This window comes from Streptomyces blattellae, from assembly GCF_009709555.1.
Classification (GTDB): Bacteria; Actinomycetota; Actinomycetes; order Streptomycetales; family Streptomycetaceae; genus Streptomyces; species Streptomyces blattellae.
The window spans coordinates 98,956-117,776 of record NZ_WJBG01000127.1; the positions used below are offsets into that span (position 1 = coordinate 98,956).

An 18,821-nucleotide genomic window follows, 5' to 3' on the forward strand; every position below is an offset into this window, starting at 1 on the left:
TCGCCGTCCAAGCTTTTCCGCGCTTTTTCCGCGTTCGATCAGTTCGCCGGTACGGCCGTGGCCTCGCCGCTGCCCTCGGCAGCACTGCCCGGAACGTCACCGGCCGTAGCTGCCGGGGCCTCGGTCGCGGTTTTCGTCGATACGTCGGTGCGCTGGTCGAGGTCCGGCCATCCGCCTGCCGGGGTGGCCGCCACCTCACGCCACCAGGGCGCGGACGGCACGGACTCGGCCGTGGGTTCGAAGGGCTCGCCGGGACGAGGCACGGCCACGCGGGCGCCCTCCGCACGGCCGGCGGCCATGGTGCCCTCACCGGGTTCCGCCCACGGGTGCATCGCCAGATTGAAGGTGGCCCAGTGGATCGGCAGCATCACCCCGGCGGGCGTCCCGCGCTGGAGGTCCAGGTGGGCGCGCATGCCTTCTTCGGGGGTCATGTGGATGTCGGGCCACATCTCGGAGTAGGCCCCGATCTGGATCATCGTGGCGTCGAACGGTCCGTAGTCGGCGCCGATGTCCTTGAAACCCTCGAAGTAACCGGTGTCTCCGCTGTGGTAGATCCGGTGGTTCTCGCCCGCGACCGACCAGGAGGCCCAGAGCGTGTGCTGGGTGCTGCGCAGCCCGCGGCCGCAGAAGTGGCGGGCCGGGGTGGCGGTCAGGGTGAGGCCGCCGATCTCGGTCGACTCCTGCCAGTCCAGCTCGCGCAGCCGGTCCGCGGAGACACCCCAGTGTTCGAGGTGGGCGCCGACACCGAGCGGCACGGCGAACAGGGTGTCCGTGCCCGCCAGCGTCTTGATCGAGGGCATGTCCAGGTGGTCGTAGTGGTCGTGCGAGATGACGACGACGTCGACGGGACCGAGCGCGGCCAGCGGCAGCGGCACCGGGTGCAGCCGCTTGGGGCCGGCGAAGGCGAACGGGGAGCAGCGCTCGCCCCAGACGGGGTCGAACAGCACGCGCCGACCGTCTATCTCGGCGAGCACGCTGGAGTGCCCCATCCAGGTCAGCCGCAGTCCGGTGGCGGGCGGCCGGGAGATGTCGGCGAGGGTGGTGGCGTGCACCGGAATCGTGCCCTGCGGGGAGCGGTGGGCGCGAGGGGGGCGGGAGTCCGTGTCGAACAAACCCTTCGCGACGTCCAAGGGTGAGATGGAGGGCCGGGTCCGGGTCTCGCCGCCGGGGTTCAGGAAGACCCCGTCCTTGAAGTGGGGCGACCGGCGGATGCGCGCCAGACGCTCCCCCACGGGTTCCGCGCCGAACGCATCGGGCTGCAGCGCGCTGAGCCCGGAGCTCAGAGAACGGATTCCGGTCACGGTACCTCCAGGGGGGAATTCGCCGAGGCTTCCATTATGGGCGATCCCTCTGACAACCCCGGAACGCCCCGGTCACGGCGCGATGTCCCACCTGCCTCCGCCCGCCGGGAACTTCTGCTCGGAGTCGCCCCACACCTGCACGTCCACCTCGTCCCCGACCGTCACCTTGCCGGGCCGCAGGACCGCGAACCTCGCTCCGAACGCGACTCCGCCGTCGGTCGCCCGGCGGTATCCGGCGAGCGTGCGCAGCGGTTCCGGGCCGTCCCTGGCCCCGGTTTCCTGGTCGACCAGGGTGACGGCGCAGCGGATGGCGAGCTTGGCGTAGCCCAGTTCGGCGTCGCCGAGGGTGATGCGGTGGGCACGGTCGTGTGCGGTTCGTCCCAGCCGCCGACGACGTTCGGACGGAAGCGGTCCATCGGCAGCGGGCTGCCGCCCTGCTCGGCCACCTTGGCGTTGAGGAGGTCGAGGGTGGAGCGGGCGAGGATGTGCAGTGCGCAGCTGTCGGCATAGCCGGAGGTGCCCGGTGTCCGGCCGTCGGTCACCCGGTCGTGCTCGGGCGGCACGCGGACGAGCCTGCTCGGTGCGCGGAGCACGTCCGACAGCCAGGCGGCGGCCGTGTCACCCTGGTCGATCCCCCGATACGGGTTCCCGAACAGGTCGACCGGCCGCCGCGCCCCGGACGTGTCCACATCGACCTGCACCGCCTCGAACCCCGGCGTCCGCAGCACCAGTCGCTCCCCGCCGGCGCGGATCTCTGGCCGGATGAGCGCGAGCCGCGGATCCCGCCGCTGCGTCCGGAAGACTCCCGCCTCGCTGACGACCATGAAGCTGCGGTCGTACGCGAGACCGGCGGGTGTCACCATCGCCTCGCCCGGCGAGATCCCCGCGCACCCCTTGACGGGGTAATGGATCAGTTCGACGACATGGGCCATGTCCTGCCCGCTCCCTCCGATCCGCGACCGGTGCGCTTTCCCGGAGAGAACCTACTGATGCCACCCGCCGGCCGCTCAACCGGTTTCGCGTTGACACGCCACGCCGCCTGTTCCAATACTGACTCGTCATTCAGTAACGCACATGTCGAGGAGCCCGCATGACCACGCCCCTGATGTCGCTCGTGTGGAGCGACCACGTCACCGGGCGGCAGGGCTTTCTGGTCGTCGACCGGCTCGTGCGCGGTGTGTCCAGTGGGGGTCTGCGGATGCGGGCGGGCTGCACCCTCGACGAGGTCACGGGACTCGCACGCGGCATGACCATGAAGGAGGCGCTGCACTACAACCCGGAGGGCCGGTACGTCCCCCTCGGCGGCGCCAAGGGCGGCATCGACTGCGATCCACGGGACCCGGACGCGTACGGGCTGCTGGTGCGCTACCTGCGCGCCATGCGGCCGTACATCGAGACGCTCTGGACCACGGGCGAGGATCTCGGGCTCACCCAGGAGCTGGTGGACCGGGCGGCCGCGGATGCGGGGCTCGTGTCGTCGGTCCAGGCCGTGTATCCGCTGCTGGACGACGAGGCAGCGGCCCGGCGCCGGCTCTCCGACGCGTTCGCAGTCGACGTGGACGGCATCGGGCTCGACGAACTCGTCGGCGGCTGCGGGGTCGCCGAGTCGGCGCTCACCGCGCTGGACCGGGCGAGCGTGCCGTACGCCGGAACACGCGTCGCCGTGCAGGGCCTGGGCACCATGGGCGGGGCGACGGCGCGCTTCCTCACGCGCGCGGGGCTGACGGTCGTGGCCGTCGCCGACATCAAGGGCACCATCGCCAATCCGCGGGGGCTCGACGTCGAGGCCCTGCTCGCCGCGCGGGACGCGTACGGGACCGTCGACCGCGGCGTACTGCGTCCCCGTGACCGGGAACTGCCGGGCGACGCCTGGCTGTCCGTCGATGCGGAGGTGCTGGTGCCCGCGGCGGTCTCGTACGCGATCGACGCCGCCAGCCAGGAGCGGATCACCGCCCGCTGGATCGTCGAGGCGGCCAACATGCCCGTACTGCCCGAGGCGGAGGAGCTGCTGGCCGCCCGTGAGGTCACCGTGCTGCCTGACGTGGTCGTCAACTCGGGGACCAACGCCTGGTGGTGGTGGACGCTGTTCGGTGACATCGGCGCGGACGCGGACCAGGCGTTCGCGTACACACGCCGTTCGATGCGCGCCCTGGTGGACCTGATGCTGGCCCGCGCGGAGACGGACGGGACGACGCCGCGGGCCGCCGCGCACGCCATCGCGGCGGACCGGCTGCCGCTGATCGCCGCGCGGTTCGGGTGGTACCGGTGACGAAGACCGTTGACATGTTCTGGGTGAGGTGAGCGCGTGGCGAGGGTGCGGTTGAACGTGGCTGAGCGGCGCGAGGAGCTGCTGAAAGCCGCCATCGGGCAGATCGAGGTACGGGGAGTCTCGGCCGTCCGGATCGCCGACGTCGCCACGGCGCTGGGGGTGAGCAACGCACTGGTGATCTATCACTTCTCCACCAAGGAGAAGCTCGTCGCCGCCGCCTTCGCCCACGCCGCCGAGGACGACCTCGCACAGCTGCGCCGGCTGCTCGGCCGCCGGACGACGGCACTGCGCCGGCTTCGGGCCGCCGTGCGCTGGTACGCGCCCACGGGCCAGGCGAAGGGCTGGCGGCTGTGGATCGAGGGCTGGGCGGCGGCGCTGCGCGAGCCCGCCCTGCGGGAGGTCGCCCGGGACCTCGACATGGAGTGGAAGGCCGCGATCGCCGAGGTCATCGCCGAAGGAGTGGCCGCGGGCCAGTTCCACTGCCCGGATCCCACCGGCGCGGCCTTTCGCCTCACGGCCCTGCTCGACGGACTCGCCGTACAGATGACCGCCTACACCGGCGCGGTGTCACGCGCGCGTGCGCAGGAATGGGTGGACGACGCTCTCGCCCGCGAACTGGGACTGCACCGGGAGGCGTTCACCAGGTCGGGGCGGTGAACGGGGCGAACCTGGGGTTCCGAACGAGGAGTGGCGGGGCGCGGCACCGGTCCGTACGCGCCCTGCGACCAGGTCACCACACCGCTCACCGCCCTGCTGAACGAGAGGCCCTTCCGAACCACAGGCTCAAGCCACGGACGAGATCCGCCCCTTGATGTCGTCGGGCGACAGCGCGCCCTTCGCCGTCACATGGTCGCCCGACGACTCCCCCCGCAGCCGCCGCCCGATCCACGGCACCAGGTACTCGCGTGCCCAGTGGACGTCGTCGCGCCGGATGCCGAGGGTGCCGCGCGGTGGCAGCGGGGGCCAGGGCTGGTCGGGGTCGGCCGGGACCTCCAGTCCGAGGACCTGGCCCGCGCGCAGCGCCACGCGCGTGTGCCCCTCGGCCGAGAGGTGGAGCCGGTCGTCGTCCCAGGCCCGCCGGTCCTGAACGGTCTTCAGGGACCACAGATCGAGCACCGGGCAGCCGTACCGGTCGGCGATGGCCCGGACATGCCCGTTGTAGGTGGCGATCTTGCCGCGCAGATGCTTCAGCACCGGGACGCCCCGGGTGTCGAAGCCGGTCGTCACCATGACGGTGCCGACGGCCGAGGTGAGCCGGACAATCGCTCGCTCGTACCGCTCGGCGACCTCGTCGGGGTCGGTTCCGGGCCGAATGATGTCGTTGCCGCCCGCACAGAACGAGACCAGCTCCGGGGCGAGTTCTACGGCCCGCGGGAGTTGGTCCGCCACGATCTGGTCGAGCAGCTTTCCCCGCACGGCGAGATTGGCGTACGCGAAATCGCCCTCCGGCCGCCGGTCCGCGAGGAGCACCGCAAACCGGTCGGCCCAGCCGACGAACGCCCCGTCGGGGCCGGGGTCGCCAACGCCCTCGGTGAAGCTGTCCCCCACCGCCACGTACGACCCGATCACTGATCTCTTGTCATTCTTCGAATCGTCTGCCACAGCGCCCCATGATTCACCTTGGGATGTGAGCTACGCGACCGTAGGAAGGGGTTGACGGACGGTGAGAAAAGCCACGTCTAAAGTGTTCGCCAATTCAGGAATAGATTCAGCCCTCGGCTTTGATGTTCTCCATTACGGCCGGCACCGAAGGCCGGACCCGGGGATCGGGGTCCGGCCTTCGGTGGCGTGGGGGACGCTTCAGGCGCCGGGCGTCAGCTGACGGAGACACCCTTCGAGCGGAGGTAGGCGACGGGGTCGACGTCCGAGCCGTAGTCCGGGGTGGTGCGGATCTCGAAGTGCAGGTGCGGACCGGTCACATTGCCGGTCGCTCCGGAGAGGCCTATCTGCTGACCCCCGGTCACGGTCTGGCCGCTGGAGACGGAGATCGAGGACAGGTGGGCGTACTGCGCGTAGTAGCCGTCGGCCAGCCTGACGACGACCTGGTTGCCGTACGCGCCGCCCCAGCCCGCGGAGACGACCGTGCCCGCGCCCACGGCCTTGAGCGAGGTGCCGGTCGGGACGACGAAGTCGACGCCGGTGTGGTAGCCGCTGGACCACATGCTGCCCGCCATGCGGTACGGGGTACCGACGCCGGCACCGGCCACGGGGAGGGTGAAGCCGCTGGCGGTACTCGTGGTGCCGGAGGACTGACCGGTCGCCGTGTTCGAGGACGACTCCGACGAACCAGAAGCAGATGAACCGGAAGAGTCGGAGGAACCAGATGAAGCGGGCGAATTCGACGAAGAAGAGGATGACGATGAAGATGAATCCGCCGAAGAGGACGACGACTTGGTGGAACCGGTCGTGGCCTTCTTGCCGATCGAGAGCTTCAGACCGGGGTGGATCAGCGACGGATCGTCGCCGACGGCCTCGCGGTTGTCCGCGTAGAGCTTCCGCCAGCCACCGCTGACATTCTGCTCGTCGGCGATCTTCGAGAGGTAGTCACCGGCCCTCACGGAATAGGTCCGCACACCAGAGCCCTTGGCTGCGGCGGCCTTCTCGGCGGTCTTCTTCTTTTCGGCCTTCGGAACCGACTGAACGGCCATTTCCGAAACCGGCTTGGCGGGAGCCGCATGCGCTCCGGTGGCCCCCAGGAGCGGGAGGGCGAGCGCGGCGCCGCCGGTTCCGGCGACGACGATCGAGCGGGTGAAGCGCAGGGTCTTGGTACGGCGGTGCTTACCCTTCGCGGGCATGGCGAATTCCTCTCCGGCGCCTACGAGGTGAGCTGTCGGGTGCGGACTGGAGATGTCCGGCCGCGCCGGGCGCGACTTGACCCCTAGCCTGTTCCGGAGGCCGGAACAGGCGATGGTGCCTGTGGGTCCCCCGCTCCTGCCGTTCACGGGTGAGTTGAGCGGTCTCCGGGCGGCGGCAGGATTGGGCGTCCGTCCGGATTGGTGGCGAACGTAAGCGACCAAGACGCAAACGGACAAGCAAGAGGTTCCATACCTGCGCGTTTCTCTTGATCCCTTGCGAGAAAACGCAGTCACCCTCCGTGAATTCCACCCCCGGCATCGGATTCAAATCCCCTGGAATGACATGTGAATTACGTGAACATGACGGGCGACGCTCGGTCACGAATATGACGCTGCTCACGCACCGTCTCCCCAGCGTGCTTTATTCCAGAGCGAGTTGGAATGAAGATGACAATTCTGGACAGAACACTCAGATGCGACGCAGCTGGAGAACTGCCGCATCGAGGTCGCCACTCAGCCCCGCACGCACTCCGTGGTGCAGCAACACCGCACCCCGGTGAACTTCGCCCGTTTCGCGGCATTCGTACGACGCTGTCGGGTCGAGGCCCCGCAGCCGCAGCGCCGGAACGGGCTCGCCGTAATGCTGCGCCTCCAGCCATGCGAGGACGACGGTCTCGCCACCGAGCACGTACTGCACGGCACTCGGCCCGCCCTGCGGCGGCCGCAGCCGATAGAGGTCCCCGCGCTGCACGAGGGGCCGGATCTCTTTGTAGAGACTCACCCACTTCCGGGCCTCGGCAAGCTCGTCGTCCGTCCACTTCGTGAGGTCACCGCCGACTCCGAGCACCCCGGCCATCGCGCTCACGAACCGGAAGCGGAGCGTGCTGACACGGCCGTTGAGCTGGGTGTTGGGGCTGTCGGTGACCCACGCGGCCATGACCCGCGCCGGGTGGATCTGGCTGAAGCCGTGCTGGATGGCAAGCCGGTCGAGCGGGTCGGTGTTGTCCGAGGTCCACACCTGATCCGTACGGCTCATGACCCCGAGGTCGATCCGGCCGCCGCCGCCCGAGCAGGACTCGAAGTCGACGCCGGGGTGCGCGCCCCGCAGCCGGTCCAACAGGGCATAGAGAGAGCGCACATGGTCGACCCACAACCGCTGCGGATACGCCTCTTCCGGCCAGCCCGCATCAGTGAAGCAGCGATTGAAGTCCCACTTCACATAGTCGATCGGGGCACTCGACAGGAGCGCGTCGAGTCGCTCCCAGAGGTAGTCCCGAACGTCGTCGCGAGCCAGGTTCAGTACGAGCTGATTGCGGAATTCCACCCGCTTGCGCCCGGTTTGATGCTGCACCCAGTCGGGATGGGCGCGGTACAGGTCGCTGTCCGGATTGACCATTTCGGGCTCGACCCAGATACCGAACCGCATACCGAGCCCGTGCACGTGGTCCGCGAGCGGCTTGAGCCCGCCGGGGAAACGGTCGGGGTTGGGTGTCCAGTCGCCGAGGCCGGCCCGGTCGCTGGTCCGGGCCCCGAACCAGCCGTCGTCGACCACGAACAGCTCCACGCCCATGTCCGCGGCCCGCCGCGCCAGCGCCCGCTGCTGCTCCTCGGAGATGTCGAACTCGGTGGCCTCCCAGGAGTTGAAGAGCACCGGCCGGTCCTCGCCCGCGTCCGGAATGACATACATCCGCTGGTACGCGTGCCAGGCCCGGCTCGCCCCGCCGTAGCCGCCGTCGCTCCACAGACCGGCGAAGACGGGCGTCGTGAACGACTCGCCCGCCGCCAGCCGCAGCAGGCCCGAGTCGTCGTATCCGGCGCCGCCGGTGATCTGCACGCGCGCGTCGGGGAGTTGGGCCACGGCGATCCGCCAGGACCCGGACCAGCCGAGCGCGCAGCCGTAGACCTCACCGCGCTCCTCCGTCGCGTCGGTGTCCAGCGCGACCCAGGGCAGGTGCTGGTGTCCGGTGTGGCCGCGGCGGCTGCCGATGACCTTCTCACCGTAGGTGAGGTCGGAGCGCACGAGCCGGGACTCCGCGGCCCAGCGCCCGTGCAGCTGGGAGAGCCGCCAGCCGTCTCGGTCGGGCAGGGTCCAGGTCGCGGAGTCGGCCCGCAGCAGCTCGACCTCCGGCCCGTCGTTGTCGAGGGTCGCCCAGCGCTCCACGACGTCGTCGCGCATCCGGTAGTGCAGGGTGACGGCCAGGCCGCCGTCGCGGAACCGCAGCCGCAGCGCGTCATCCTCGGCCTCGTATGCCTCGAAGCGCCACTCGGTGCCGCGCCGCTCCTGCGTGCGTACCGAGAGGGCGGGCCGGGCGAAGCGGGGGCCGCCCTCGACGGGGTACTCCTCGCGCCCGTCGAGCGGGGACTCGAAGGGCCAGTAGTCCGGCAGCGGACGGACGGCGAGGGCCTCGGCGTCGGCGAGCGTGATCCGCGGGCCCCAGTGCAGGTGCAGCAGTTCGTGGTCGTCGGTGAGATGGATGGCGTAACCGCTGGTCGGCCCGGTCAGGAGCCACGTACGGCCGTCCTCGGAGATATCCGGCATCACTTCTCCACAGTTCCGAACAGGTGCACTCAAGTACCAACATCATCTCTGCCCGTGAACCCTGGAACAACGCCTGTGGACAACTCATTGCCCCAGGAATCCATGTCGTATCGTCGAGTGCGTGCCCGTCGACGAGCCGCGCCGACGAAGCCGCCTGGGAGGGGAGCCCTCGTGACGCAGCAGATCCCGTCGACCGAGCCGGAGCTGGCCGGGGTGCGCAACTTCCGTGACGTCGGCGGACTGCCGACCACGGACGGACGGCGGGTGCGGCAGGCGGTGCTGTTCCGCAGCGGCCACCTCGCGCACGCGACCGAGGAGGACACCAAGTTCCTCGACTCGCTCGGCCTGCACACGATCTTCGACTTCCGCAACGCGGCCGACCAGAAGCTGGACGGCCGGGACGTCGCGCTGCCCGGCGTACGGAATGTGAACCTGCCGCTGAGCGACCCGGCGGACGGCGCCGGGTTCTGGAAGATGGTCCGCGAGGGCGACATCGACGAGCTGCGGACGATCCTCGCCGACGGCAAGGCCGCGAACCGGATGATCACCTCGTACCGCGCGATCATCAAGGAGCGCACCGCCGAGCACTCCCGCGTGCTGCACGCGCTCGCCGAGGACAGCGTGCCCGTCCTGATGCACTGCGCGGCGGGCAAGGACCGCGCCGGCCTGTCCATAGCCGTGACACTGCTCGCCCTGGAGGTCGAGCGCGAGGCGATCGTGACGGACTATCTGGAGTCGAACGCCAAGCACCGCCGCTACCAGGTCCGCCGCAGCAGCAGCTCGGCCTCCGCCTACTCCCCCGAGGTCATGGAACTGCTCAGCCCCCTCTTCGAAGCCCGCACCGAATACCTCACCGCGGCCTTCGAGACCATCGAGGAGACCTGGGGCGGCGTCGACGCCTACCTGGAACAGGGCCTCGCAGTCACCCCCGAGACCCGCGAGCGGCTGCGCGAGCGGCTGCTCGACTGAGGACGCACGGCTATTGCCTCGCCCCCAGCTCGAAGAGCAGGTAGACGAAGGCCGCGAAGACATGCCCCGCCGCGATGTAGATGATCAGGCGCACCCACAGGGCGCGCGGGAACTTCTCCTCCATGTCGCTCATGGCATGACTCCGGGGTCGGGGCCCAGGCACAGTGCGGCCGTCGGGCTCTGCAGCAGGGTGTGGACGAACAGCAGCTCCAGCCCGTCACGGTCCTCGGCCGCGATCCGATGCGGGGTCAGCGAGTCGAAGTGCGCGCTGTCGCCGGGCACGAGCAGGTGTGCGGTGTCCCCCAGGCGCAGCCGCAGCCGCCCCTGGAGCACGTGGAGCCACTCCTCGCCGGGATGCACGCGCACGATGTCGCCCTGGGAGCCGTAGGGCACGTGCAGGCGGAGGGCCTGCATGCCGCGGCCGGACGCCCCGGCCTGCCGATACGTCCAGCCGCCCGCGGCGGTGGGTTCCATGTCGGCGGCGCGCACGACGGCGTCCCGGTCGGCGACCGTCTCGCCGAGCAGCTCCGAGACGGTCGTACCGTAGATGCGGGCAAGGGCGAGCAGCATCGGCAGCGAGGGCTGCCGCTGTCCGGTCTCCAGGCGGGACAGGTGGGCGGGCGACAGCCCGGCGGCACTCGCCGCGGCCTCCAGGGTGAGGGAGGCGCGGCGCCGCAGAGCACGGAGCTGCGGCGCCACGACGGGCAGGTCGGAAGGGCTCATGCCCTCCATTCAGCCGGAGACTTGCCTGTGGGGCAAACTTATTGCCTCACAGGCAAAAGCGCCCGTAGTGGTTGGCCACCGCCTGCTTCACCAGTGTCTTCCCGAAGTCCCACATCAGAGCGCTACCGCTGTGGGCGTCGTCCATCACGGCCGTGAAGGCGTCGACGAACCGGTCCACCTCCCGCTCGCCGACGATCAGCGGCGGGATCAGCTTGATGACCTCCAGGTGGTCGCCGGAGACCTGGGTGAGGATGCGGTGCCGCTGGAGCAGCGGGACGACCACCATCTGCGCGAAGAGCCCCTTGCGGGCGGTCTGCAGCACCGTCCAGCGGCTGCGCAGCTTCAGCGAGCTGGGCCTGCCGAACTCGATGCCGATCATCAGGCCCCGGCCGCGGACATCGGCGAGCAGCTCGTACTTGTCGACCAGGGCCGCGAGGCGGGACTTGAGCAGTTCGCCGGTGACACGGGCGTTCGCGACGATCTGCTCGTTCTCCATGACGGACAGCACGGCCAGGCCCGCCACCATGGCCTGGGCGTTGGAGCCGAAGCTCGCCGAGTGCACCAGCACACGGTCGATCGACGAGTAGACCTTCTTGAAGATCCAGTCCTTGCCGAGGGTGGCGCCCACCGGCATATAGCCGCCGGAGAGCGCCTTGGCCACACAGACCAGGTCGGGTTCGACACCGTCCTCGTGCTGGTAGGCGTAGAAGTCCCCGGTCCGGCCAAGCCCGGTCTGCACCTCGTCCGCGATCAGCAGTGCCTTGTGCTGGTGCAGCAGGTCCTGGGCGGCGCGCAGATAGCCGGGCGGGGGCTGAAGAACGCCCTTGCCCTGGATCGGCTCGACGATCAGTGCGGCGACATCGCCCTTCTTCAACTCCCGTGCCAGCGCCCCGAGGTCACCGAGCGGTACGGCCGTGTCGGGCAGCAGCGGGGCGAAGCCGTCGCGGAAGCCGTCCTCGCCGTTGACGGACAGCGAGCCGGCGGTCAGGCCGTGGAAGGAGTGCTCGCAGTACAGGATGCGGGGCTTGCCGGTGGCGCGGCGCGCGAACTTCAGCGCGGTCTCGACCGCTTCGGTGCCGCTGTTGCCGAAGAACACCCGGTCCAGATGCGGGCTGTGCGCGAGCAGCCGCTCGGCCAGCAGCCCGGGCAGCGGCGGGCAGTCGAAGCGGGTGAGGTCGGCGAGCTGTGCGTCGAGCACGTCGTGCAGCGCCTGGCGGACGACGGGGTGATGGCGGCCCAGGCCCATCACCCCGAATCCGGCGAGCATGTCCAGGTAGTCGGCGCCGTCCGCGTCCCAGAAGTACGCGCCCTCGGCCCGCTCGTAGACCTTGTCGAAGCCGATGGTGTGCAGCATGCGCGGGAGCTGGTGGTTGAGGTACTTGGTGTGCAGCTCGTAGCGCTCGGCTCCGCGCTCGGCCAGCAGTGCGCCGAGGTCGAACTCCGTGGTCATTCGGGTTTCTCCTTGGGTGGGCCGACGGTGGCTTCCCGGACGGCCAGGCTCGCGCTGATCCGTCCGGCGACCTCGACGGGCGTGAGGCCGATGTCGGCGAGCACCTCGCCGCGTTTGGCGTGCGCGAGGAACTGTTCCGGGATGCCGAACCGCCGCACGGGCACGTCGACGTCGGCGTCACCGAGCGCCAGCGCGACCGCCGCTCCGACCCCGGACGCGCGGCTGTTGTCCTCGACGACGGCGACCAGCCGGTGCCCGGCGGCGAGGCCCGGGAGCGCCGGGTCGACGGGCTTGACCCACCGCGGGTCGACGACGGTGCAGCCGATGCCGCGGGCCTGGAGCAGTTCGGCGGCCTGCAGGCAGACGGGTGCCATGACGCCGACGGCGACCAGGAGGACCTCGGGCGAGTCGCCGCGGTGCAGTACGTCGATGCCGCCCACCCGGTCGACCGCCGGGACGCACGGCCCCACCGACTCCTTCGGGAACCGCAGGAGGGTCGGCGCGTCGTCCACCGCGACCGCTTCGCGCAGCTGGGCCCGCAGCTGGTCGGCGTCGCGCGGCGCGGCGATCCTGAGGCCCGGCACGACCTGGAGGATCGACATGTCCCACATGCCGTTGTGGGAGGCGCCGTCGACACCCGTCACGCCGGCCCGGTCCAGCACGAAGGTCACTCCGCAGCGGTGCAGGGCGACGTCCATCAGGAGCTGGTCGAAGGCGCGGTTGAGGAAGGTGGCGTAGACGGCGACGACGGGATGCAGCCCACCGGTCGCCAGCCCGGCCGCGCTCACCGCCGCATGCTGCTCGGCGATCCCGACGTCCCAGACCCGGTCCGGGAACCGGGCGGCGAACGTGCCGAGGCCCACGGGGTGCAGCATGGCCGCCGTGATCGCCACGACGTCCTGACGCTCCTGGCCGATCCTGACGATCTCCTCGCCGAACACCGAGGTCCAGGAGGGCCCGTTGGACGGCGCCAGCGACTCGCAGGTGAGCGGGTCCATCACACCGACGGTGTGGAAGTGGTCCTCCTCGTGCGCGAGAGCGGGTTCGTAGCCGCGCCCCTTCTCGGTGAGGCAGTGCACCAGCACCGGCCCGTGGAAGCGTTTCGCACGCCGGAGCGCGGACTCGACGGCGCCGATGTCGTGTCCGTCGATCGGGCCGACGTACTTCAGGCCCAGGTCCTCGAACAGGCCCTGCGGCGCGAACGCGTCCTTGAAGCCCTTCTTCGCGCCGTGCAGTGCCTCGTAGACGGTGTTGCCGACGATCGGCGTGCGCTGCAGCACGTCCTTGCCCCAGGCCAGGACCTGCTCGTAGCTGTCGGTGGTGCGCAGCGTGGCGAGGTGGTTGGCGAGGCCGCCGATGGTGGGGGCGTACGAGCGCTCGTTGTCGTTGACGACGATGATCAGCGGCCGGTTCTTGGCGGCCGCGATGTTGTTGAGCGCCTCCCAGGCCATGCCGCCGGTCAGCGCCCCGTCGCCGATCACCGCGACGACATGGCCCTTCTCTCCCCGCACCTCGCGGGCCTTGGCGAGCCCGTCGGCCCAGCCGAGCGCGGTGGAGGCGTGGCTGTTCTCGACGATGTCGTGCTCGGACTCCGCACGCGACGGGTACCCGGACAGGCCCCCTTTGCCGCGGAGCTTGGAAAAATCCTGACGCCCTGTCAGCAACTTGTGTACGTAGCTCTGGTGGCCGGTGTCCCACACGATGCGGTCGACCGGCGACTCGAAGACCCGGTGGAGCGCGATGGAGAGTTCCACCACCCCCAGGTTGGGCCCGAGGTGACCGCCGGTCCTGGCCACGGCGTGCACCAGGAACTCCCTGATTTCGTCGGACAGTTCGCCAAGTTGCGCCTCGGACAGCGCCTTCAGGTCGCGTGGTCCCCGGATGCTCTCCAGAATCGTCACGCTCGGGCCCCCTTCGGTCCGTGCTGTTCAGCTCACGGTGACGGCCGGCTCCCCCGACGCGACGCCGTCCTGTTCCATCTGTGCGGCGATCTTCATCGCCTCGTCGATGAGGGTCTGAACGATCTTCGACTCGGGCACGGTCCTGACGACCTCGCCCTTGACGAAGATCTGCCCCTTGCCGTTGCCGGAGGCGACCCCCAGGTCCGCCTCCCGCGCCTCACCGGGACCGTTGACCACACACCCCATCACGGCCACCCGCAAGGGCACTTCCATGCCCTCCAGGCCTGCCGTGACCTCGTCGGCCAGCTTGTACACATCGACCTGGGCACGCCCGCAGGACGGACACGAGACGATCTCCAGGCGCCGCTGCCTGAGCCCCAGCGACTGAAGGATCTGGATGCCGACCTTGACCTCCTCGGCGGGCGGAGCACTCAGGGACACCCGGATCGTGTCCCCGATCCCCCGCGACAGCAGCGCCCCGAAGGCGACGGCCGACTTGATCGTCCCCTGGAACGCCGGGCCCGCCTCGGTGACGCCCAGGTGCAGCGGGTAGTCGCACTGTTCGGCCAGTTGCCGGTAGGCGTCGACCATCACCACGGGGTCGTTGTGCTTCACCGAGATCTTGATGTCCCGGAAGTCGTGCTCCTCGAACAGCGACGCCTCCCACAACGCGCTCTCCACCAGCGCTTCCGGGGTCGCCCTGCCGTACTTCTGCAGCAGCCGCCGGTCGAGAGAGCCCGCGTTGACGCCGATGCGGATCGGCGTGCCGTGGTCCTTGGCGGCCCGGGCGATCTCCTTGACCTTGTCGTCGAACTGCTTGATGTTGCCGGGATTGACGCGTACGGCCGCACAGCCGGCCTCGATCGCGGCGAACACGTACTTGGGCTGGAAGTGGATGTCCGCGATCACCGGGATCTGCGACTTGCGGGCGATCGTGGCGAGAGCGTCCGCGTCGTCCTGCGTCGGGCAGGCCACGCGGACGATCTGGCAGCCGGACGCGGTGAGTTCCGCGATCTGCTGCAGAGTGGCGCCGATGTCCGACGTACGGGTCGTCGTCATCGACTGCACCGACACCGGGGCCCCGCCCCCGACCGCCACCGGCCCGACCTGGATCCGCCGTGAGACACGGCGCTCCGCGATCGGCCGGACCGGTACCTCGGGGACGCCCAAGGGGATGGCGGTCATGAGATCACCCGCGGTTTCCGGCGGCGGTCTCACGCATCGCCCGCAGGGACTCCTTGAGGGAGCCCATGGTGGCCATGACCGCGGTCGGCTCATAGCCGCAGTGCGCCATGCAGTTGGCGCAGCGCGGGTCCTTGCCGCGGCCGTACTTGTCCCAGTCGGTCTCCTCGATCAGCTCCCGGTACGTGGTCACGTATCCGTCGCTCATCAGGTAGCAGGGGCGCTGCCAGCCGAAGAGGGAGTAGTTGGGGATCGCCCACGCGGTGCACGGGAAGTCGACCTTGCCCTCCAGGAAGTCCAGGAAGAGCGGGGAGTGGTTGAGCCGCCACTTGCGCCGGTTGCCGCCCGCGAAGGCCTTCCTGAACAGCTCGCGGGTCTGTTCCACGCCCAGGAAGTGCTCCTGGTCGGGGGCCTTCTCGTAGGCGTAGGCGGGAGAGATCATCATCTCGTCGACCTTGAGCTCGTCGTTGAGGTAGTTGAGCACCTCGATGACGGTCTGCGGGGTGTCGGTGTTGAAAAAGGTCGAGTTGGTGGTGGTTCGGAAGCCGCGCCGCTTGGCCTCCTTGATCGCCTCCACTGCCTCGTCGAACACACCCTCCTTCGCCACGGACTCGTCGTGCCGCTCGCGCAGCCCGTCGATGTGCACCGCGAAGGCGAGGTACGGCGAGGGCTCGAACTTGTCCATCTTCTTGCGCAGCAACAGGGCGTTGGTGCACAGGAAGACGTACTTCCTCCTCGCCACCAACTGCCGCACGATCTCATCGATCTTGGGGTGCATCAGGGGCTCCCCGCCGGCGATCGACACCATCGGGGCGCCGGACTCAAGCACCGCGCCCACGGCCTGGGCAACCGGCATGCGCTGCTTGAGCACACCCGCCGGATGCTGGATCTTGCCGCAGCCCTCGCACTTGAGATTGCACGCGTAGAGCGGTTCCAGCTCGACGATGAGCGGAAACTTGTCCCGCCTGCGGAGCTTCTGTTGAGCCAAGTACGTAGCGACCTTGATGGACTGGCGTAGCGGCATGGCCATCTGGCTCACCTCCTGGGGAGCAGCAAAGAACGGTGCCATTCATAGAAAGCGGGGAGAACGGAACGCAACACACGGAAGGCCGATATTCCCCCGCGCAATGTGCCGATCCGGACAAGTTCATGTTCTGGAGCGTCCACGACCACCCGGACGGCCGCAACCGGGCGCGGGCCCGTGCGCACGGCGCTCAGGAGCGTGGCCGCGGACTCCATGTCGACGGCGATCGCGCCGGTCGCGAGCAGATCGGACCGTTCCTGACCTCGCACGACATGATCGGAGCCGGTGAGCGGCCCGGTGTGGACGGTGCGGCCGGGTACGGCGCGCACGAGTTCCTTGACGAGCAGGTCGGTCCCGACGCACGGAACGGTTCCATCCGCGATCCTGGTCTCCTCGGCGACGACCAGGTCGCCGGGGTGCATGCCGGGGGCGAGCCCCGCACAGAAGCCGGTCGCCAGCACGGCGGCCGCACTGAGCGCCGGGCCGTCCAGGACCCTGGTGACCGACCGCTCCGCCGCCTTCGGCCCCATGCCCGTACGCAGGACGGTGACCGGACCGCCCGCGTCCCCGCGGTCGCCGAGGCGCAGGGCGAGGTGCTCGATGCCGAGCGCGCAGGCGATCAGCAGCGGGGCGGGGGCGGGCGGGGTGCTCATCATCCCTCCCGTGCCTTGGAGAACGGTTCTCCGTGGACGTACCGGCCGAGCGCGGTGAGCGGGAAGACCTGCCGGTAGAGGTGGTAGTTGATCGAGAAGTCCCACGGGAAGCCGGTACCCGTGAAGTACGGCTCGTCCCAGGAGCCGTCCTCGCGCTGGGTGCTCGCGAGCCACTCGATGCCGCGCTCGACGGCCTTGGAGTCCCTCTCGCCGGCCGAGAGCAGGGCCAGCAGCGCCCATGCCGTCTGCGAGGCGGTGGAGGCACCCCTGCCGCTCCACTTCCTCACGTCGTGGTAGGAGCGCAGGTCCTCGCCCCAGCCGCCGTCTTCGTTCTGGACGGACTCCAGCCAGACGACGGCGCGGCGGATCGCCGGGTGCGAGCCGGGGAGTCCGGCCGCGGTCAGCGCCGGGACCACCGACCCGGTGCCGTAGACGTAGTTGACGCCCCAGCGCCCGAACCACGACCCGTCCGGCTCCTGTTCGGCGAGCAGCCACTCGATGCCGCGCCGGGTGCGCGGGTCATGGGCGTAGCCCTCGACCGCGAGCATCTCCACCACGTGTGCGGTGACGTCCGCGGACGGCGGGTCGATGACCTCACCGAAGTCGCAGAACGGCAGCCTGTTGGGGAACATGCTGGTGTTGTCCACGTCGAAGGCGCCCCACGCGCCGTTCTTCGACTGCATCCCGAGGTTCCAGCGCACCCCGCGCCTGATCGCCTTCTCCACCCGCTGCGGGTCGTGGTGCCGGATCCGGCGCAGCGCGAGGACCACCTCGGCGGTGTCGTCGATGTCGGGGTAGTTGTCGTTGTGGAACTCGAACGCCCAGCCGCCGGGCGGCAGGTGGGGTCTGCGCACCGACCAGTCGCCGGGCCGCACGATCTGCTCGCCGAGCATCCAGTCGGCGGCCTTCACCAACTGCGGGTGGTCGGCGGGCAGTCCGGCGTCGGCGAGTGCGATGGCCGCGAGGCAGGTGTCCCACACCGGGGACTGGCAGGCCTCGATCATCCGGGCCCCGTCCTCGCGCCGGACGGCGAAACGGTCCAGCGACGCGAGCCCCTCGCGCATCACGGGGTGTTCGAGGTCGTAGCCGAGCAGGTACAGGGCGATGACCGAGTACACGGCGGGCGGCTGGATGCCGCCCCAGCAGCCGTCGTTCTCCTGCCGCTCGATGATCCAGCGGGCGGCGGAGTTCATCGCGGCCCTGCGCAGGCCGCGCCAGGCGAACTTGCGGTACTGGTGCAGCGCCTTGTCGAGCCGCTCGAAGACGCCGCCCCAACTCACCGCGGGGGCCAGGGGCTTGACCGGGTTCGGGTCGTGCGGATCGGTGTGCAGTTCGTCGAGCGGGAAGGGCGCCGGCCGCACCGGGCGCTTCGCGGAGACGATCGTCAGCGGGACGATGGTCTGCCGCGCCCAGCACCCGAAGTCGTAGATGTTGAGCGGGACCCACTTCGGGAAGTAGATGAGTTCCGGGGGGAGTTCGGGCAGATCCTCCCACTTCCACCAGCCGAACAGCGCCAGCCAGATCCGGGTGAAGACCCGGGCCGCCGCGATGCCGCCCCGCTCGCGGATCCAGGCCGAGGCCCTCGCCATGTGCGGCGCGTCCGGCGCGTCGCCGGCCAGGCGCAGCGCCACGTACGCCTCGATGGTGGTGGAGAGTTCGCCGGGTCCGCCGTAGAAGGTGGCCCAGGTGCCGTCCCCGCCCTGCTCGCCGCGGATGAACAGGGCGGCGGCGCGGGTGGTGGCGTCGTCGCGGATGCCCAGGAACTGGCGCAGCAGCAGGTCCTCGGCGTCCATCGTGACGTTCGTCTGCAGGTCGCCCTTCCACCAGCCCTGGGTGTCCTGCCGGGAGAGCAGGAAGTCGGTGGCACGCCCGATGGCGTGTACGGCGGCCTCGCGCACCCCGGCCGCCAGGAACGTGTCGATCTGAGTTTCGCTGGCCGAGGCGGCGCGGGGCGGCAGTGCCCCGGTGCTTCCGTCGGTCGTCGCTGTCATGGCTTCCCCTTCGTGCAGTCGTGC

The 18,821-nt window shown here is 69.9% G+C and carries 15 protein-coding genes, 1 pseudogene and 1 riboswitch; of the genes and pseudogenes, 3 read left to right on the forward strand and 13 right to left on the reverse strand.

The features are described from left to right. Positions 1-38: 38 nt before the first annotated feature. Both GFH49_RS11910 and GFH49_RS11915 read right to left on the reverse strand, forming a co-directional pair. Positions 39-1,301 carry an MBL fold metallo-hydrolase gene (locus tag GFH49_RS11910; RefSeq protein WP_155055810.1) on the reverse strand — a complete coding sequence of 421 codons (1,263 nt, stop codon included), beginning with the start codon at positions 1,299-1,301 and terminating at the stop codon, positions 39-41. Positions 1,302-1,373: 72 nt separating this feature from the next. Beyond that, positions 1,374-2,233: pseudogene (locus GFH49_RS11915) on the reverse strand (MOSC domain-containing protein). Between the two features lie 158 nt (positions 2,234-2,391). Here GFH49_RS11915 and GFH49_RS11920 point away from each other — a divergent pair. Together GFH49_RS11920 and GFH49_RS11925 are read left to right on the forward strand one after the other, a co-directional pair. Continuing rightward, positions 2,392-3,570 (forward strand): Glu/Leu/Phe/Val dehydrogenase dimerization domain-containing protein, encoded by a 1,179-nt coding sequence (locus tag GFH49_RS11920; protein ID WP_155055811.1) that lies wholly within the window; start codon positions 2,392-2,394, stop codon positions 3,568-3,570. Positions 3,571-3,627: 57 nt separating this feature from the next. Next, a complete protein-coding gene (locus tag GFH49_RS11925; RefSeq protein ID WP_230396252.1) occupies positions 3,628-4,227 on the forward strand; it encodes a TetR/AcrR family transcriptional regulator in 600 nt (199 codons plus the stop codon). Positions 4,228-4,353: 126 nt separating this feature from the next. Here the strand turns inward: GFH49_RS11925 and GFH49_RS11930 are convergent, their stop codons facing one another. From GFH49_RS11930 to GFH49_RS11940, 3 genes are all read right to left on the reverse strand, one after another. Beyond that, entirely contained in the window at positions 4,354-5,139 is a 786-nt protein-coding gene (locus GFH49_RS11930; RefSeq protein ID WP_155055947.1) for an SGNH/GDSL hydrolase family protein, read from the reverse strand. A gap of 245 nt (positions 5,140-5,384) precedes the next feature. Beyond that, positions 5,385-6,365, reverse strand: a complete 981-nt coding sequence (locus tag GFH49_RS11935; protein WP_155055813.1) for a M23 family metallopeptidase — start codon at positions 6,363-6,365, stop codon at positions 5,385-5,387. A 4-nt stretch (positions 6,366-6,369) separates the two neighbouring features. Continuing rightward, a riboswitch (cyclic di-AMP (ydaO/yuaA leader) is annotated at positions 6,370-6,536 on the reverse strand. Positions 6,537-6,834: 298 nt separating this feature from the next. Continuing rightward, positions 6,835-8,904 (reverse strand): alpha-galactosidase, encoded by a 2,070-nt coding sequence (locus tag GFH49_RS11940; RefSeq protein WP_155055814.1) that lies wholly within the window; start codon positions 8,902-8,904, stop codon positions 6,835-6,837. 171 nt (positions 8,905-9,075) lie between these two features. Here GFH49_RS11940 and GFH49_RS11945 point away from each other — a divergent pair, with 171 nt between their 5' ends. Continuing rightward, positions 9,076-9,873, forward strand: coding sequence for a tyrosine-protein phosphatase (locus GFH49_RS11945; RefSeq protein ID WP_155055815.1), 798 nt, complete (start codon positions 9,076-9,078; stop codon positions 9,871-9,873). Positions 9,874-9,883: 10 nt separating this feature from the next. Here GFH49_RS11945 and GFH49_RS11950 read toward each other — a convergent pair whose 3' ends face one another. Genes GFH49_RS11950 through shc form a run of 8 tightly spaced genes read right to left on the reverse strand, consistent with a single transcriptional unit; the run spans position 9,884 to position 18,797 of the window. Next, the gene (locus GFH49_RS11950) at positions 9,884-10,006 is read right to left on the reverse strand and encodes a DUF6126 family protein (RefSeq protein WP_155055816.1); all 123 of its coding nucleotides are present in this window, start codon (positions 10,004-10,006) and stop codon (positions 9,884-9,886) included. Beyond that, a complete protein-coding gene (locus GFH49_RS11955) occupies positions 10,003-10,605 on the reverse strand; it encodes a helix-turn-helix domain-containing protein (RefSeq protein ID WP_155055817.1) in 603 nt (200 codons plus the stop codon). Before GFH49_RS11955 ends, GFH49_RS11950 begins: the two co-directional genes overlap by 4 nt. 37 nt (positions 10,606-10,642) lie before the next feature. After that, complete coding sequence (locus GFH49_RS11960; RefSeq protein ID WP_155055818.1) at positions 10,643-12,046, reverse strand: aspartate aminotransferase family protein; 1,404 nt, start codon at positions 12,044-12,046, stop codon at positions 10,643-10,645. Beyond that, a complete protein-coding gene (dxs, locus tag GFH49_RS11965) occupies positions 12,043-13,947 on the reverse strand; it encodes a 1-deoxy-D-xylulose-5-phosphate synthase (RefSeq protein WP_155055819.1) in 1,905 nt (634 codons plus the stop codon). Before dxs ends, GFH49_RS11960 begins: the two co-directional genes overlap by 4 nt. 27 nt (positions 13,948-13,974) lie before the next feature. Continuing rightward, on the reverse strand, positions 13,975-15,132 hold the full coding sequence (ispG, locus tag GFH49_RS11970) for a flavodoxin-dependent (E)-4-hydroxy-3-methylbut-2-enyl-diphosphate synthase (protein WP_155055820.1): 1,158 nt from the start codon (positions 15,130-15,132) through the stop codon (positions 13,975-13,977). 4 nt (positions 15,133-15,136) lie between these two features. Next, on the reverse strand, positions 15,137-16,159 hold the full coding sequence (gene hpnH, locus GFH49_RS11975) for an adenosyl-hopene transferase HpnH (protein ID WP_155055821.1): 1,023 nt from the start codon (positions 16,157-16,159) through the stop codon (positions 15,137-15,139). Between the two features lie 5 nt (positions 16,160-16,164). Next, on the reverse strand, positions 16,165-16,806 hold the full coding sequence (locus GFH49_RS11980; protein WP_155055822.1) for a phosphorylase family protein: 642 nt from the start codon (positions 16,804-16,806) through the stop codon (positions 16,165-16,167). Further along, the gene (gene shc / locus GFH49_RS11985; RefSeq protein ID WP_155055823.1) at positions 16,806-18,797 is read right to left on the reverse strand and encodes a squalene--hopene cyclase; all 1,992 of its coding nucleotides are present in this window, start codon (positions 18,795-18,797) and stop codon (positions 16,806-16,808) included. The genes GFH49_RS11980 and shc overlap by 1 nt, the downstream gene beginning before the upstream one ends. Positions 18,798-18,821: the final 24 nt, after the last annotated feature.